At 34.6% G+C, this 16,528-nt stretch carries 14 protein-coding genes and 2 pseudogenes; 10 read left to right on the top strand and 6 right to left on the bottom strand.

From position 1 onward, the window contains the following. The first annotated feature begins 841 nt into the window (after positions 1 to 841). Positions 842 to 1,006 (top strand): hypothetical protein, encoded by a 165-nt coding sequence (locus ACHABW_RS20295; protein ID WP_435758021.1) that lies wholly within the window; start codon positions 842 to 844, stop codon positions 1,004 to 1,006. 479 nt (positions 1,007 to 1,485) lie between these two features. Next, positions 1,486 to 2,124 (top strand): hypothetical protein, encoded by a 639-nt coding sequence (locus ACHABW_RS20290; RefSeq protein WP_435758019.1) that lies wholly within the window; start codon positions 1,486 to 1,488, stop codon positions 2,122 to 2,124. A gap of 677 nt (positions 2,125 to 2,801) precedes the next feature. On the opposite strand, the gene ACHABW_RS20285 is transcribed toward ACHABW_RS20290, so the two are convergent. Then, positions 2,802 to 3,842: an alpha/beta fold hydrolase gene (locus ACHABW_RS20285; protein WP_435758017.1), complete on the bottom strand. Its 1,041-nt coding sequence runs from the start codon at positions 3,840 to 3,842 to the stop codon at positions 2,802 to 2,804. A gap of 313 nt (positions 3,843 to 4,155) precedes the next feature. Then, complete coding sequence (locus ACHABW_RS20280) at positions 4,156 to 5,784, bottom strand: carboxylesterase/lipase family protein (RefSeq protein WP_435758015.1); 1,629 nt, start codon at positions 5,782 to 5,784, stop codon at positions 4,156 to 4,158. Between the two features lie 692 nt (positions 5,785 to 6,476). Between ACHABW_RS20280 and ACHABW_RS20275 the strand changes: the two are divergent. After that, a pseudogene (locus ACHABW_RS20275) lies at positions 6,477 to 6,817 on the top strand (transposase); the annotation flags it as partial. 278 nt (positions 6,818 to 7,095) lie between these two features. Here the strand turns inward: ACHABW_RS20275 and ACHABW_RS20270 are convergent. Then, positions 7,096 to 7,533 (bottom strand): response regulator transcription factor, encoded by a 438-nt coding sequence (locus tag ACHABW_RS20270; RefSeq protein WP_435758013.1) that lies wholly within the window; start codon positions 7,531 to 7,533, stop codon positions 7,096 to 7,098. A gap of 1,100 nt (positions 7,534 to 8,633) precedes the next feature. On the opposite strand from ACHABW_RS20270, the gene ACHABW_RS20265 reads away from it, so the two are divergent. Next, positions 8,634 to 8,816, top strand: coding sequence for a CAT RNA binding domain-containing protein (locus tag ACHABW_RS20265; RefSeq protein ID WP_435758011.1), 183 nt, complete (start codon positions 8,634 to 8,636; stop codon positions 8,814 to 8,816). Positions 8,817 to 9,089: 273 nt separating this feature from the next. Here ACHABW_RS20265 and ACHABW_RS20260 read toward each other — a convergent pair whose 3' ends face one another. From ACHABW_RS20260 to ACHABW_RS20250, 3 genes and pseudogenes are all read right to left on the bottom strand, one after another. Further along, complete coding sequence (locus ACHABW_RS20260; protein WP_435758009.1) at positions 9,090 to 9,224, bottom strand: hypothetical protein; 135 nt, start codon at positions 9,222 to 9,224, stop codon at positions 9,090 to 9,092. Between the two features lie 286 nt (positions 9,225 to 9,510). Next, positions 9,511 to 10,233, bottom strand: coding sequence for a FadR/GntR family transcriptional regulator (locus ACHABW_RS20255; RefSeq protein ID WP_435758007.1), 723 nt, complete (start codon positions 10,231 to 10,233; stop codon positions 9,511 to 9,513). 324 nt (positions 10,234 to 10,557) lie between these two features. After that, positions 10,558 to 10,760: pseudogene (locus tag ACHABW_RS20250) on the bottom strand (IS4 family transposase); the annotation flags it as partial. A gap of 407 nt (positions 10,761 to 11,167) precedes the next feature. Between ACHABW_RS20250 and ACHABW_RS20245 the strand changes: the two are divergent. From ACHABW_RS20245 to ACHABW_RS20220, 6 genes are all read left to right on the top strand, one after another. Then, on the top strand, positions 11,168 to 12,193 hold the full coding sequence (locus tag ACHABW_RS20245; protein ID WP_435758005.1) for an alcohol dehydrogenase catalytic domain-containing protein: 1,026 nt from the start codon (positions 11,168 to 11,170) through the stop codon (positions 12,191 to 12,193). Between the two features lie 16 nt (positions 12,194 to 12,209). After that, the gene (locus ACHABW_RS20240; RefSeq protein ID WP_435758003.1) at positions 12,210 to 12,971 is read left to right on the top strand and encodes an SDR family NAD(P)-dependent oxidoreductase; all 762 of its coding nucleotides are present in this window, start codon (positions 12,210 to 12,212) and stop codon (positions 12,969 to 12,971) included. Between the two features lie 41 nt (positions 12,972 to 13,012). Further along, positions 13,013 to 13,426: a VOC family protein gene (locus ACHABW_RS20235; protein ID WP_435758001.1), complete on the top strand. Its 414-nt coding sequence runs from the start codon at positions 13,013 to 13,015 to the stop codon at positions 13,424 to 13,426. Between the two features lie 78 nt (positions 13,427 to 13,504). Beyond that, complete coding sequence (locus tag ACHABW_RS20230) at positions 13,505 to 14,551, top strand: TRAP transporter substrate-binding protein (RefSeq protein ID WP_435757999.1); 1,047 nt, start codon at positions 13,505 to 13,507, stop codon at positions 14,549 to 14,551. A gap of 185 nt (positions 14,552 to 14,736) precedes the next feature. Then, positions 14,737 to 15,144, top strand: coding sequence for a TRAP transporter small permease (locus ACHABW_RS20225; RefSeq protein ID WP_435758023.1), 408 nt, complete (start codon positions 14,737 to 14,739; stop codon positions 15,142 to 15,144). A gap of 96 nt (positions 15,145 to 15,240) precedes the next feature. Continuing rightward, on the top strand, positions 15,241 to 16,521 hold the full coding sequence (locus ACHABW_RS20220; protein ID WP_435757997.1) for a TRAP transporter large permease: 1,281 nt from the start codon (positions 15,241 to 15,243) through the stop codon (positions 16,519 to 16,521). Positions 16,522 to 16,528 lie beyond the last annotated feature (7 nt).

Below are 16,528 nucleotides of genomic sequence, written 5' to 3'. Positions count from 1 at the left end.
CCATCATAAATTAACTGCCGTCCCCTACATATTTAGTTTGCCATAAACACAAGTTTAGTGTTTAATTTCGCTGATAAGAATATTAGTGAAAATTTATTAAATAAACAAGGTATAATTGAAGCCCAAAAGAGTTTACTTTTAAATAGAAGTGTTCAAGAAATTACAGCAATACAAAATATAACTAATGAAATAATTACTATCATAGATAATAAACAAAATAACTGAAGTAATACAACCCCTTTAAATTTGTAAAAATTAATGGGAAAGTAGTTGAAGAACTTCAAACAAGACAACAACAAGTGAGCGTTCTAATCAAAGCTTACTTGTTGTTGTCTTTTGTCTGTGATACTTTCCTTTTAAATCGCCTTAAGGCACTGTTCTGTTACCTTATGTGTAGTGCTCTAATTGTCACATTTATTAAAGTCGATTTGTAGAATTAAAAGTGAGTATTGCGGATGAATTGAGCCAGCTATGCGGAGTTTTGAGCCACTGATTGTGGATGACTGAGCCAGTATATGCGGAAAGAGAGCCACTATTGATTACAGCCAACGAAATGTACCATCAATGACATAGTTCTTACCACCGAATGACAAATAATGTACCGGTAAAAGACAGGATATTTACCAGTGTGCCTTCTGTATAATTAGTGAATTGTATAAAGCAACTAACCAATGATGTTTTAGTAGCCTGATAATTTTTAATTATGGATAATTGAATCAATTTTATAATTCAGAGCCCTTGTCGCCCAAGAGATTTAAGAGACAAAAAAAGGAGTGCCTCCCCAAATGTCGAATTTAGGTTAAGTAGCGAACCAACTAATTTGACTGGAGGGAAGACTGCTATGTCCATTTTACGAAAAAAGAGCCTACTAATTATAGATGTTTTATACGATTTAGAACCAACTCAACATTACGATGAACTTTTTGCAACACTGACTATCGATCCTATTTTACACATGGTGGCTAAGAAATCACGACTTGGGCGTCTTTGCATCTATCTTTATTAACAAAAAAATGCTACTCCTTCTTAGAAGATCGCACCATTTTTGGGGAACCGTTTTTAATTGATTTATTATGGATGAGATGACATAGAAAAATCATCCTTATGTGCCGTCTTGAAGTGTTTAATTTTTCTTTTGGAATTTTTTTATGAGTTCGTTGATATTTATACCAATCCCCATAAAATTAGGTTTCAACTCAACCAACCGAAAGTAAGAAGTAAGCTCAATTATGCGAAAAGATTGTGGTATTCAATTTAATTTAGTACTTTTAATTTTCAAAAAGTGAAAATTACCGTATTATGATAATATCATTGTATTTTATTTGCATAGAGGGGTGAAGATTTTTATATGTACAAGTAGAAAGAATTTTTATGCCTTTATAATCAATAGATTAAAATGAATTTATGGCTGAAATGCTAAAACAGATTGATTAATCATTACTAATGATTCACCTCAATTAGAATAAGGTATGGAGGTCACATTGTATGGTTGAGGAATTGGAAGTTAAAGAAGTTGTTTTTGAGGGGGAAACTCTTAAGATGTGTGATAATATGCTAAGGAAAAAGATTGATCCTTACGACTTTCATGTAGGAAAAAAACTAGTAACAAGGTTATTTATTCGGGGAATTAAAACGTATGGTGATTTACCTCGCGATTTAACAGAGTTAGAAAAAAACGATGGGGAAACGAGATGGACTTTACGATATCTGTTTAAGGGAATGAGGAGACTTGATAAGTCCATAAGAGAACTAATCTATTATGACCATGGATCACTAGATAATGAAATTGTTGCTTTTGATAAATGGCTCTCAACGAAATCCCATTTGGAACCATGCAAGTTAGACCCAAGATATATTTCACTTTATAAAGTGAAATATTATGAATCATTTGATGAAAGAAAAGTCACTTTAAAAGTACTAGGTGAAATATTAGGGGTATCACCGCAACGTGCTGGAAAGATTTTAAAATCTGGAGACCGTAAACTTAGAGAATATACTTTAAAGCATTTCCCTCGGCTAGCTCAAGCTATGGAAGAGGGATGTGAATTAACAACTAATGATAAAATTAGCGGTGATCCTTTCTATTATTATTTACTAACAAAGGCTTTCAAGCAAATGAAGTAACGTGCTTTACAAAAGATTTCATCACAGCATCAGAATATCATTTGTTAAAACAAAACTCTATTGGAAAATTAAAGATTTTTGCAATAAGTAGTCATACAGTCTAAAAGACGTAATTTTGTTCATTTTGGGTATACCTCAACTGAACAAATAGGAATGCAGTAATACCAGGCTGTCGAATTGTTCATTTAGGGTTGTTCAATAGAATAGAGTTTATTAATTTACTTAAGAGAATATATAATTGATTAAATGCTAGTGAAATTATAGTACGAGAAGGAATATGATCATTCGAAGGAAAAGAGGTAGATTAAAACTTAGGAGATCTTCAGCAACATGGCCAGGTTGGAGTAACCCTTGTATTGAGTAGTAGACTATTAATCACTTTTACCTTCTGGAAGTTCAAAGCTGATAATCCATAGTTTTGGAATTAAAGATTTTATAATTATTTATATCGTACAAATGTGATTAATTTTCAAGAAGAACTGAAAACTGCTTCAGCATTTGAATAACTAAAGAGGATATTTTTATAAGATTTACTAGTGTGACATCAGACAAATCTTTTTACTAGAACCAAGAGTAAATATGGCAGCTCACGAATGTGGCTGCCATATTTACGTTATGTTTTATAGAAGAAAGGAGTTTCACTCCCTTATTTTATATTTCTTCACTGTTCCTTTTACTTAACGATCCAAGAACTCCTGCAAATCTTCGGTAAATTTTACCGGATTCTTTTCCATTAAACTATGATCTCCATGTTCTTCCTCTGTATAAACATAAAGAGTAGAGTTAGGGATAGCAGAATGTATCCAGCGCTGATTTTCTACATATATACTAAGTTCTCCTGTAAAGATTGCAGTCGGTACATCAATTTTGTTTTCGATGACGTCGCGCCAATCATTAGTACCGTGATTATACATTACACGGATTAAGTAATCCATATCATTGTTAGCAAACTGATTAGATAGACTTGCCGTATTTTCGGAGTATGGAGTATTCGAACTGTCCATCACAGAAAAATCTACAGATGAAATCATATCTTGTAACTGCTCCGAAGATTCGAAAGGTACTGACAACTCCTCGCGTTCTTGTTCTGTCATACCAGGAGTAGGAACAATTACTGGCGGCTCATCGACAAAAGCGACCTTGTTAATTCCTTGAGTTCCGTAAAGGTCGATATAACTCCACAACATGGCAGCTCCCATCGAGTGGCCAGCGAAATCTGCAGATTTCACATCGAGATGATCCATGAATTCCTTAAGATCGGTAGCATAACGGGATATGCGATTTCCATATTCGACATCTTCCGATAACCCTTGGTTACGAGGATCAAGTGTATAAACACGATAATCATCGCGAAGTAGGTACATCACGTTCAGAAGGTGAGCGCCATTACCTGACCATCCCGGAAGAAGGATTAACGGATCACCTGTACCTGCTGTCCAATATGACAATTTCACCCCATCACTAGTTTCAAACGAACCGATTTCTAGATCCTCGAATTCTGATAATTTGGAAGGCATTCCTTCAATCTTGTTCGGAAAAGTGTAATCTTCTCCAAGTACAGTAACCGCTGACGAAGTTGAAACCTCAATTGATTCTTCGGTTGGTGCTTCATCGCCAATGTTAGTTTGCCCAGTTTCTTGATCGCTTGAACAACCAGCTGCTACTCCACCAAACAATAATGTTACCCCTACTAATGCTGAAAACTGTCTCTTTTTCATTTTAAATTGTCTCCTTTTCCTTATCTGCGGACCTACTAAAGCAGGGAACCAAAGAATGTAATTTTATACCTCTAATTTACTCAATCATTAGCTTTTATTCTTTTGCAAACTTAAGACCTGTATTATTTATTTTTAGTAATTTATTGTCTATGTGCTGGAAATCCCGAATTATGAGTAGGCAGAAACTCTGCCAGTTGCCCCTGCATTCGTGACAGTATCTCAACCCAATAGACTTTCTCTATTAATCAAGCATCCTCGAATTGGAATATGATTGTGCACAGAGCGGTTCCTTTTAAATGAAGTTTTTATATGCTTATAGACCTAGAAGATTATTATAATAACTTTCCCAGAATATTTCTTTTTCTTCACCTAGTCTAGTCGTAGTAACCTGATCTCCGAAATGCATAAAGGACATATCTCCGTTATACTCCTTCCAACTTTGCAGGTTTTCCCCATTTGGATTTCCTGTTTTGGTTAAGTTGACCAAATATTTTGATATTTTTTCTCCTAAATCATAATCAACTTGAGTCCAGAAATCCTCTCTAAGTGACGAAAAGTAATTTAAGAAATACGGTACATCTGCAGTGTGGAATGCGCCATATTTTTCTGATTCATTTCCTGGCATTACATGATCAAAATAATAAACATATGTTGGAGCTTTGCCTTGTAAAGCCCTAACTTTTGCAAAAGTAAGTTGTGCTGCCATCATCGCATCTTGATTCATCGCATTGAATTGACTAATCGCTTCGTCACCCGTTGCTGGATACAGAGCAAGAACTTCTGATGCTTTATTGCCAAATACCTGTTTTACTAAATTCTCATAATCCTCTTTGCTAATCGTAGTTGGAAGTTCAAATATATTGGATAAGGGAAGTATCCCATTTATTCCTATGTCGCCTTTTACGTTACCAGTTATCATGGTAACATCATTTTGGTTACCTTCCTTAAGTACATTTGCCGGGTTATCTGTAACAACTTCACCATCAATATTGTAACTACCACTATAATTTAGAGATAGCAATTCGTTAACATCTATAGACTTCATTTCTTCCAATGTTTGACCATCGAATAATATAGAAGCTTCAGCTTCCTTCTCAGCTAAAGTATTAAACTCACTATTTAATACATTATAACTCATAGCAACAGCATTCTTGAAAAGACCCGTTGCTTTAGGGGACATGGTTAGCATATTAACATTCATTGCGCCAGCTGATTGTCCTGCGATAGTAACATTATCTGGATCTCCACCAAATTTAGAAATGTTTTTCTTAACCCATTCTAAAGCAGCGATTTGATCCAGTAATGCATAGTTTCCGGATACTCCATTTTTTGATTCAGCTGATAATTCTGGATGTGCTAGGAATCCGAGAATCCCAAGTCGGTAATTAATACTTACATATACAGCATCACTTTTAGCAATAGCCTCTCCATCATATACTTCAACCGATGAACCTCCTGTTGTATTTCCTCCACCGTGAATATACACAATAACTGGATGTTCTTGTACATTTGAATCAGCTTTAGTCCATACATTTAGTGTTAAACAATCTTCAGAGTATCCATTTGATGTATCAATAATAAATTCCTCGGACCACATCATAAATGGAGCTTGTTCTGGCTGGATACAACTTGGACCAAATGTATCTGTTTCCTTAACCCCTTCCCATGGAATAACAGGCTGTGGCTCTTTCCACCTTAAATCTTCCACTGGTGGAGCAACATATGGAATACCTTTGTATATTGCAACTTCGGAATTAGAAGATAACATTCCTGTGATTTTACCACCATCTACATTAATAGGCTTTGACGGGTTAACTTCAACACCAGAATTTGTTGGAGTATCATCGTTACTCTTATTCTCTGTTATTGTTGAACAAGCAGTTATTATAAACAATAAAGTGATACCTAACATGTAACGTACAATGTTATTCAATTTAAACATTTTGTTCTCCTTTTTTAATAGATTTCTTTTCCTTTCTATTAGAAACCCATTAGTATTTATGGAACATATCGAACGCTCTCTTTTTCCAATGCTTTGTAATTCATGTTTCCCCCCTCCTCTATACATTGGTTCTATTAATCTATTGTCACCCTGAGATACTTACTAATTCGATTGGCATCACTCCTCTCAAAGAAAAAAACCTAAATTGGGCTTTCATATTGAAAGCCCAATTTAGGTTTTGCCTTAAACAGTTACAATCCTAAAAAAGAATCATCGATTATTTTTTTGCCACTCGTTTAAGACGAATGGTTAAATAAAGTACTTCTTCATCAGTTAACTCATTCTTTAAATGAGTAATAAAAACTTTCTGATATCTTCGTCTTTCCAAGAAAAGATTTTAGTAACTTCACAGTTTCATCTAAAGAACACAAAAAGACAAAACCATACTACTTATAAGAAAGTAATTGGTTTTGCCTGATTTAACAGTCACAATCCATGTTATGTATGCGTTATCTTTATGATATTATAAGTTTACTTTAAATGCAACAAGTATATTATCGTTTACCTTAGTTCTCTTAATTACAACTGTTTCTCGTTGAAACTTAAGAGGAACCATGAATTGGTTACCTTAATTGGACAATAAAGTTAAGGTCATATAAACTTGGTTCAAATAATAACTGAGGAGAGTAAGCATGACTAAGAGAGAAAGACGGATATTCTCAAAAGAGTTTAAAGCGCAAATGGTTCAGTTGCATGATGCCGGAAAGTCCAGAGCGGAAATAATCAAAGAATACAAGTTAACGTCTTCTACCTTTGACAGGTGGGGACAGCAGCATCGAGATAACGGTTCATTTGAAGAGAAGGACAACCGTTCGACTGAACAGGAAGAGATGATCATGTTGCGGAAAGAGAATCAAAAGCTAGCCATGAAGAACGATATGTTAAAGCAAGCCGCGCTGATCATGGGACGAAGGTAGTTGTGATTCGAAACAACACCCACAAATACTTGGTATCATCAATGTGCGACGTCCTCTATCCAAATTCCCGGAAGCACGTGCTAGCATAATGGTATGTGCAAGTGAAAGTATGTTTCGTAGATTGATATCATATTGAACTTAGTTTGAATAAATTTATAGTAGAATGTGAATTTTATATTAAAAAGAAACCTACAACCTTATTACAACCCATATTTATTTAAACATAAGAAGCCACTCACCGAAGTAAATGACTTTCTTGGACAAAACCTTGTTCCTATAAGCCTACCAATAACGGTAGACATGATAAAAAAAGGGGTAACAGATCAATCGCAATTTACCCTTGACTAACCTTTGTTTCGATTCCACTGCCGAGTCCAATTTCAACTAGTTTTTTGCGAAGTCTATTTACATTCATCGTTAACGTATTATCACTAATAAAGCGCTGATCATCCCACAGCAGGTTCATTAAATCTTCTCGGCTGACAATCTTATTTTTACGTTCAACAAGCAGCGTCAAAATATATATTTCATTTTTAGTGAGCTCGATCATTCCTTTTTCATTGGATATACGGTTTGTCTCAATGTCAATCGTTGCATCCATACACGTTTTCAGAACGGAAGGGCTTGAACTGTAGTTATAGACACGACACAAAATGGCTTGGATTTTTGCTACAAGCACTTCAAAGTGAAAAGGCTTTTGTATGAAAGCATCTGCCCCTAAATTCACACCCCCATACACTTCATATTCCCAGTCTATAAGCCGGTCTTTCATCTCTTTAAATAGAGTAGCATCATCTTCAATAATAATCTCTTAAACAACGTAGTGACCTACACTTTCACTAAAAGTATAGCAAAAAATTGAGGATAAAGAGAATGATGGTAAAAGTTAAATAGAATTTTATAAATGGATGATATAAAGGCTATTTTCTCTTGTTGTGACTGGTCTAGTTCCACGAAACGGGTGGTAATGTTTAAGAAGAACAACTAACAAAACAAAGTCATTTGCTGCACAGTAATAAAATTATTGATGAGCATTATGAAAAGTGGTCTCAGACTGAAACACTTTCTCATAAATTGCGTGTATTTTCCGCTAGTTTTGCTATGACTATTTATAAGATATGCCAAAGTATATGCTGCCCAAGCTCCTCGATGTTTAAAACCTGGGGAGGTAGGCACCGTTTTATCGGGTAAGATGGCGGGAGTTATTTAGATAGTCGGACATGTAATTTAGATCGATCAATTAAAAAATCAAATAAAAACTAAAAGAATCATTAAACCTGAATTATTGATAAAGCATTAATAAGTACTGTACGAACGAAAAATCAAGTATACATATTTTTGGGTGAAGATCAGATAATTAATCTAGTGATGGAAAATATGATGTAATAAAAATTTTTGAAGAAAAATCGTTTAAATACATGGGACATTTAAAGAACGTAATTATGCAAAGAAATTGATATTATCAATAATTTAATGTAATTTACTATATCCAAAGATGATAATGAGTTTGATACTCAAATTTCATTTTTGGAGGAATATTAAGCCATTCATATTCTTTATGTTGGAGTGAAAATAACCCTGTTGCAATAATTGATTAGACGAGACGCAACTTCTTGGCAAGACTATCTAACATATATTTAATTATCAGTACTAAGAAAAAAATTTTACTGAGAGATCGAGTATTTAATATGAATCTTCTACCGTGGTTACCTTAAGGTAACTACTTTACAAAATTCATTTATGCAATTACTATATAATTTGAAGCTGAATTACAACTAAAAAGAGAACGCATACTCATTACGGATTGTGACTGTTTAATCAGGCAAAATCGATTACTGTTGTAATTAGTGGTTTGTTCTTGTGGATGTCAAAGTGAAGATTTTAAAAACACTTAACAACAATGTCATTGTTTCAGTAAAAGACGATGAAGAAGTCATTGTCATGGGTCGCGGAATAGCTTTTAATAAAAAAGCTGGTGACGATATAAATGAAAATCAAGTTGATAAAATCTTTACTTTGGAAGATGAAAATATCACAACGAAGTTAAAACGTTAATAGCTGACATCCCTATAGAATATTTGGAATTATCTGAGGGAATTATTAATTATGCAAAAATGGAGCTAGGTAAAAAGCCTGTAATAGTATTTAAATTTCATAACGGATCACATTCATTTTCTATAGAGTGCTATAACAACAATATAACTATAAAAAATGGATTGCTTTGGGAGACTAAGCAACTGTACAAATAAGAGTTTGAGGGTGTTGATTTAATGTATTTCACCTTCCACCTGAAGAGAATCCTCCGTTAGTAATAAGTCAATTATCTGTTTATGTTTCATCCCCTCGTTTCAACTTCATAAAATCTCCGTACTCTCTTAAGTAACGTCTAGTGGTTTCTTTTGGTACTCTCGTTTTAGCTGCCACGTCTCTAACAGTTAACGATTCATTCAATAACTTTGACAAAATGTTTAGCAGTCTCTTCCAAGATAAGTAGCCTTGGTGCGCATGACGGGCACACTAAAAATAACTCCTGTATTTGTAAATACAGGAGTCGCAGCAGTATATAACTTTATATAATTTTGTCAGAAGGATTGCTTAAATAATAAGAAACCTTATGCCATAACCAAAGAGTTTAAAGGAGCGGTTAAAAGTAACTAAATTGGAGATAAAACTTTAAAATGGTTTAGAGTTTCTTTAAGGCAACCGCCTTATATAAAGAATACTCAACTTCTTGGTGATTAGTTTAATCTTAATGAAATTTAGTTCTTACGTATTTGTATAATTGTTCTTCAAAGTGATCAAGATGGTTACTCATTTGCTTTTGGGCATTTGTCTCATCCTTATTAAGTATCGCATGAAAAATGTCATGATGTTCTTTAAAAATAGCTTTAGAAAAATCTTTATCTGAGTAACTTACTCTTCTAATTTCCTGCATTGCAGTCTCAAGAGGAGTAGAAATAGTTTGTAGTAAGCGAGTCATTATTGAGTTATGAGTTGCTTGGGAAATGACCAAATGAAAAGACATATCTAATTTTTGGCTTTCCTCTTTACTATCAGACAGTAAATTAAGTTCCATTTTGTTTAATATTTCCTGAAGCTTTATTAAATCTTCTTCTGTTCTTCCTTTAGCTGCTAATCTAACATTGGATAATTCTATGGCTTTACGTGCCTCCATTAATTCAATGAGCGTTCTTTCACTAACTAACTCATCATGGAAATCGGGAATTCCAATATCTTCTGGATCAATCTTTTTAACTTTGCTTCCTTCACCTTGTTTAGTTTCGATGAATCTCATTATTTTTAATGCGCTAAGAGCCTCTCTAACTGTGGATCGGCTAACTTGGTAATGACTTCCTAATTCTTGTACTGAAGGTAAAAGGTTTCCTGATTTAAGTTCACCACTTAAAATTTGCTGTTTTAAATCCTCCGCTATGATTTCATATGTTCTTCTTTTCTTAAAAGTTTTATCCATAGACTCACCTCTTTTACATGAATTTTTTTAAAATAAGGCATTGATAATATTAAGTTTTAAAAATCTGATAATCATACTTATTTTATTCAGGTTGAGGTTCTTTTGTCAAGGGATTACTAAGTGACATTTAATACTGCAACTGTTTTTTCAAATTCAGTTAAATAAATTGTAGTTAAATGACTAGTGTTACATAAATATTATCTAAATTTTCAGTGTACTAATTTCGGCTTGTGAAAGCCAAAAAATAAATGACTAAACAAAGGTAGCTCCATCCATTTGGAGTTTTTTACAATTATACTTAGGGCGACAAAGACATACCATTTGTTACGGGACGGCCGTTCCTTGAATTTCCCTTAACCATAGGTGCGCCGGCTTTCCATAACTCTGCTCCAAATAACGACTGATTTGTAAGACTCTTCGTTTACTGCTCGTTTCGATATGATGAACGAGAACATGTAACAAAAAACGATGAGGGCGATCAACACTTGATCATGAGTGCCCCAATCGCTTTGACCGTATAATTTTTTTGGATGGTCCCAATCAATAGTGAAAATTTTGAGAGTTTTTAATAGTGAGATTAAGATTAATGCAACACTAGTGTAGTTGAATATATTGAAAATTTAGATAAGTGTTGACATTCTATTTAATACATTATACTATAGTTAAAACAGCTGATCATACTATTGATTAAACTGTTTGTATGTTAATATGATTAATGAGGATGTGGTTAATGGATTATGCGAGAAGTTTTTAAAGATTTAGCTATAGTTTGTAACTTCACCGTCAGTTGTTAGTAAGTACCCAAGGTTTGTATAAAAATTCCATCTATTATAACTGCCTCATCAAGCAGTAAACCAATGGTACTGAAAATGTAGACAGAAAACTCGAAATCTTTCTTCATTTCACGCCGTGTATTAAGTTAAGGAGGTAGAGAATGAAAAGCTTAATGAAGACGAGAGAAGGATACGGACTTACATTAGTGGAAAGTGAAGAACCCCATGCTTATGAAGATGATGTGCTAATTAAAATTAAGTATTCTTCAATTTGTGGATCTGATTTACATGTTTACAAATGGGATCAATGGGCAAAAGACGTAGGTATTAAAGTTCCAGGTATTAGTGGTCACGAATGTGTTGGTGAAGTCATCTCAATTGGAAACAATGTGTCGAATTTCGATGTTGGGGATAGAGTTAGTGTGGAAACTCATATACCTTGTGGAGAGTGTGAGTTGTGTAGAGATGGTAAACAGCATATATGTGAAAACTTGTTATTGTTCGGATTACACAAAGATGGTTGCTTTGCGGAATATACTTCGGTTCCCGAAATTTGTTTAAGAAAAGTTCCAGAAGGTATCCCTGATAAAGTGGCGGCTTTGCTCGAACCTATTGGAGTAGGAGTTCACGCTGCTCAAAAGGGTAATGTGAGTGGAAAAAATATAGCTGTATTAGGAGCTGGGCCAATAGGAGTCTATTCTGGATGTGCGAGCTTAGGATTTGGTGCTGCGGCGGTTAGTATAAGTGATTTAAGTGACTCAAGGTTAAACATTGCATCTGCTTGCGCGGATTTTAAAGCATGGAATCCTTCTAACACATCTACTGAAAAATTCTTAAGTGAGGAAAAGAACAGACCAGATGTAATTATTGAAACAACTGGAAGCATCCATGCCATTAAGGAAGCGCTACCATATTTGAAAAAAAACGGTACAGTTATTATGGTGGGTCTATTTTCCGAAGAACTACCTCTCAATTTTTCAAGAGAAATTATATTGAAAGAAGTAACTATTAAGGGGATACATGGAAGAATGATGTGGGACACATGGGATAAGATGGAGAAATTACTATTGGAAAAAAAATTAAATATCGAACCTTCTATTTCACACATATATAAACTTACTGATTTTGAAGACGCTTTTGAAAGCGCTTTAAATGGCGAAGGAATGAAAATATTGTTCGAAAATTAAAAGAAAAGGTGATTGTATGCAGCTTTCTAACTATGTGGCTCTAGTTACTGGAGGGGGTTCCAAGCAAGGAATTGGTGGCGGTATTGCAAAGGAATTAGCTAAAGAAGGAGCAACAGTTATTATTGGGGATATAAATTATGATGGGGCTAAAATAACTGCTAAAGAGATATCAGAGCAATATACTTACTCAAAAGTTTTTCCACTACAATTAGATGTAACAAAACAGGGGGAAGTCAAAAAAAAAGTTAAACAAATAATCAACGATTTCGACAAAATAGACGTGCTAGTAAATAATGCAGGAGTAGCGTTCTCTACTAAACTTGAAGAAATTGAAGAAGAAGAATGGGATTTAGTTCAAAACGTTAATATTAAAGGGGTTTTCTTTTTAACGAAGGAAGTAGCAACCCACATGAAAGAAAATAAATATGGAAGAATTATTAATATCAGCTCTGTAGCTGGGAAACGGGGAGGTGGATTATTTGGTGGAGCGCATTACGCGGCTTCTAAAGCTGCATTAATAGGTTTTTCAAAGACCATTTCCAGAGAATTAGCTGCTTATGGAATTACAAGTAATTGCGTGATTCCTAGTTGGACTAATACTCAGCTAACTAAAGACGTTCCTGATGAGACAGTAAAAGAAATTATTAAAATGATACCTGTTGGAAGACAAGGCAAAGTGGAAGACGTAGCAAATGTTGTGAAATTTTTATCTCTACATGAATCTAGTTATATAACCGGAGAAGATATTGATGTCAACGGTGGTTTTCACATTGATTAAATCTAAACTTCAATAAATTGATAAATAAGGGGAGAATTAAAATGAAAATGATTATGCATCATCAAAATATCAGCACAAACAACGTGGAAGAAATGACGAAGTTTTATAAAGATGTACTGGGTTTGGAAGAAGCTGAAGTAAAGACTGATACAAGAATCATGAACAAGGGCTACGATAAAGATACCCGATTTTTGAATGTGGATAATGGTTGCCAAGTGCATATCTCCCAAAAGGATCCAAATAATGGTTTCACCACTGGACATTATGTAAATCTTCTATTAAATGGCCATATTGCTTTTAGGGTGGATGATATTGAAGAAATGAAAAAGAGATTGAATGAAAATAATATCCAGTTTTCAGATTTTGGTGAATGGGCAATAAAGGGTTGGTATCAAATCTTTGTATATGATCCAGATGGTAATGTCATAGAGTTTCAACAGGAGTTTAAGAAATAAATCAATTCAAAGAAATAGAGGGGAGACAATTTAAGTCTCGTCTATGACCTTTGATAACAAATAAGAGGAGGTATAAAGATGAAAAATTACAATAAAGCTGGGGTTTTCCTAGTTATTGGAGCTGTAGCAGTTTTAGCTGCTGCATGCGGAGATGAAAGCTCCACGAGCTCGGAGAGTGAAAATGGAGCTAATAACCAAGGTAATAACTCTTCAGACTATGAAGTTTCGTGGAGGTATCATAACCCTCTAGGCGAACATTCACCTCCAGGAATTTATGCTGATAGGTTAGCTGAAGGTATTTTAGAGCAAACAGATGGAAGAATTAATATTGATGTATATCACAATGCTGAATTAGGTGGCCATGAACAAACGTTACAATCATCTTCTACGGGCTCTATTGAAATGGGGTTAAATGATATATCGAATATTGCTACATTGTATCCTGATCTGGGTGTTTACGGTCTCCCGTATGTGTATGAAGATATTGATCATGGGATTAGAGCGTTTGAATCAGATCAATTTAATAGTGATAATGAGGGATTGGTCGAGGCGACAAACCTTAGAGTTCTAGGCATAAAATACTATGGAAGCAGACAATTGACGGCCAATCAAGAGATTTTATCCCCCGAAGATGCGGAAGGAATACAGATACGTGCTCAGAACAGCATCAGCCAGGCTTTGGTTGAAGGTTTGGGAGGAACTCCTGCATCCGTAGATTTTACAGAGCTTTCTACGGCATTGGCAACTAATGTAGTGGGGGGACAAGAAAATCCTGTAGGAACTATTTTGGATCATCACTTTTATGAGTCGCAGGATTACCTAATGATGACGAATCATCAAATTGCCTTTCTTCTGTCGTACATTAACGAAGAAGCTTGGAATAGTATTTCTGAAGAAGATCAAGCCATTATTGAAGATGTGTTAATAGAAGCACGAGATTGGTCTGTAGATTATGTAAGTAAAGAAGAAGAAGAAGCCATTGAAGAACTTCGGGACAATGGAATGAATATTATTACTGGTGACGAAGGACTACAGTTAGATGAGTTCCAGTTTTCAGTAGAAGAAGTATTAAACGAGAAATTCCCAGAGTGGCAAGAGGCGATTGAAAATATTAAAGAAATGTAAGCGGTAACAAAATTTAGAAGTCCGAAGAGGTACATTTTTGAGTAGTGCTCAAATCTGCGTAATGTAAATGCTGATTCCTTCCTCTTCGGACTTTTAATTCAATGAAATTTTTCTAGGAAAGAGGTGTTATATTGTTCAAACACTTAAGGAAAATTGATATATATTTTGCCGTAATTATTTTGTTTATGATCAACTTTTTTATCTCTCTGCAGATTCTATCTAGGCAATTCAATTTTTCAGTGACCTGGGTAATTGAGTTATCAACCCTATTAGTAATTTACATGGTATACCTGTTGGTTGGTCGAAGTTCATTTGAAAACAGCCATTTAAAAGTCGATTTTTTTCTTAATAGGTTTAGTGAGAAAAATAAAAGGTTCGTTAATTTGTTTATCAACACATTAAATATTTTCACCTGCGTTGTCGTATTGATCTCTGTTACCATTTATATATATCAGATGAAAACCTTTAACAGTGCACAACTGAGAATACCGTTACCTTATTATTTTTACCCGGTATTTGTGGGTTTTGTAATAATGCTGATAGCTTATTGCAGAAATTTTTACTTAGGTATCAAGGAATTTTCGAAAACATGATTCATATTTCCATAAAATAAAAACTAAAAAATCAAGTTTAGATTTAGTTTGGATATCAACTATTTCGTATCAATATTATTAATGAGGGGGGTCTATATGGGCCTGGTTGTTGTACTACTATTTTTATTCCTTACTTTAATGGGGGCTCCCATATTTATTTCTTTGCTAGTACCATCGATCATTTATATATTAACCATGGGAATTCCTATAAGTATGATAGCTCAGCAGATAACGTATTCACTCAATACTTTTGTACTATTAGCCATACCAATATTTATTCTGGTAGGAAGTCTATTGAATTCCAGTGGTATTACCAATAGAATCTTTGATTTTGCTAATAAATTAGTAGGGCGTTTCACAGGAGGATTAGCTCAAGTAAACATTTTAACCAGTCTGTTAATGTCTGGCACTTCTGGATCCGCTTTAGCAGATATCGGAGGGATCGGCAGAGCTCAAATATATGCAATGAAAGAAAATGGGTACAAAGGGAGCTATGCAGCTGCAGTTACTGCAGCTTCCAGCGTAGTTGGGCCTATTTTCCCCCCAAGTGTTCCACTTATTATGTTTGGTGTTATTTCCCAGACTTCTGTTGTTTCTCTGCTGATAGGGGGAATCGTGCCGGCGCTTATATGTACCCTTTTACTGATGGTTTTCACTTGGTTTTTAGTGAAAAGAAAGAATTTGGACGGGACAAACAAGAAATTAATGGAAAGTGACATCTCACTATCTAAAGCGTTCATAGTAGCACTCCCAGCTATGTTAACACCGGTGATACTAGTTTTTGGTATGTTAGGTGGATATTTCAGTCCAACAGAGGCTGCCGTGGCTACAGTTATATATATACTTTTTATCAACATCTTTATCTATAGAGACTTCGCTTGGAAACATATTGTTTCGAGTTCTATTGAAGCTGTAAATACTTCTGTAAATATACTTTTTATAGTTGCCGCTGCCGCAGTTTTCAGCTGGACATTAACAATGGAAAACGTTCCTGAAAAGATAGGTGGTATTTTAGAAGCCGTCACGTTGAATGATTGGATGCTTTTAATTTTCGTTACACTTATCATCTTTATCATTGGTATGTTTCTAGACACAATCGCAGCATTATTTGTTGTTATACCTATCTTTGTTCCACCTTTAGAAGCTATTGGCTTAGATCCGGTACACATTGGATTGATTATTGTATTTAATTTGATCATCGGACTTTTAACTCCACCGATGGGGATGGGGCTGTTACTAAGCAGTGCAATAGCAAAAGAACCTATGCATGAGGTGCTAAAAGAGACTCTCCCTTATTTTATACCATTAATTATTACTTTGCTTTTAATAATGTTCGTTCCATCGATTGTGCTTTGGCTTCCAGGTTTGATGGAGTAAAAAGGTG

It is taken from the genome of Salipaludibacillus sp. CF4.18, assembly GCF_051262595.1.
GTDB classification, from domain to species: domain Bacteria; phylum Bacillota; class Bacilli; order Bacillales; family Salisediminibacteriaceae; genus Salipaludibacillus; species Salipaludibacillus neizhouensis.
The sequence above is the reverse complement of the archived record's forward strand: the minus strand, read 5'-3'. Positions and strand labels throughout refer to the sequence as shown.

Bases quoted from the DNA above. Each gene is read 5' to 3' on its own strand.
- ACHABW_RS20235 (WP_435758001.1), top strand. From the start codon at position 13,013: ATGAAAATGATTATGCATCATCAAAATATCAGCACAAACAACGTGGAA.
- ACHABW_RS20255 (WP_435758007.1), bottom strand. From the start codon at position 10,233: ATGGATAAAACTTTTAAGAAAAGAAGAACATATGAAATCATAGCGGAG.
- ACHABW_RS20225 (WP_435758023.1), top strand. From the start codon at position 14,737: ATGATCAACTTTTTTATCTCTCTGCAGATTCTATCTAGGCAATTCAAT.
- ACHABW_RS20295 (WP_435758021.1), top strand. From the start codon at position 842: ATGTCCATTTTACGAAAAAAGAGCCTACTAATTATAGATGTTTTATAC.
- ACHABW_RS20245 (WP_435758005.1), top strand. From the start codon at position 11,168: ATGAAAAGCTTAATGAAGACGAGAGAAGGATACGGACTTACATTAGTG.
- ACHABW_RS20290 (WP_435758019.1), top strand. From the start codon at position 1,486: ATGGTTGAGGAATTGGAAGTTAAAGAAGTTGTTTTTGAGGGGGAAACT.
- ACHABW_RS20270 (WP_435758013.1), bottom strand. From the start codon at position 7,533: ATGAAAGACCGGCTTATAGACTGGGAATATGAAGTGTATGGGGGTGTG.
- ACHABW_RS20230 (WP_435757999.1), top strand. From the start codon at position 13,505: ATGAAAAATTACAATAAAGCTGGGGTTTTCCTAGTTATTGGAGCTGTA.
- ACHABW_RS20285 (WP_435758017.1), bottom strand. From the start codon at position 3,842: ATGAAAAAGAGACAGTTTTCAGCATTAGTAGGGGTAACATTATTGTTT.
- ACHABW_RS20280 (WP_435758015.1), bottom strand. From the start codon at position 5,784: ATGTTTAAATTGAATAACATTGTACGTTACATGTTAGGTATCACTTTA.
- ACHABW_RS20220 (WP_435757997.1), top strand. From the start codon at position 15,241: ATGGGCCTGGTTGTTGTACTACTATTTTTATTCCTTACTTTAATGGGG.
- ACHABW_RS20240 (WP_435758003.1), top strand. From the start codon at position 12,210: ATGCAGCTTTCTAACTATGTGGCTCTAGTTACTGGAGGGGGTTCCAAG.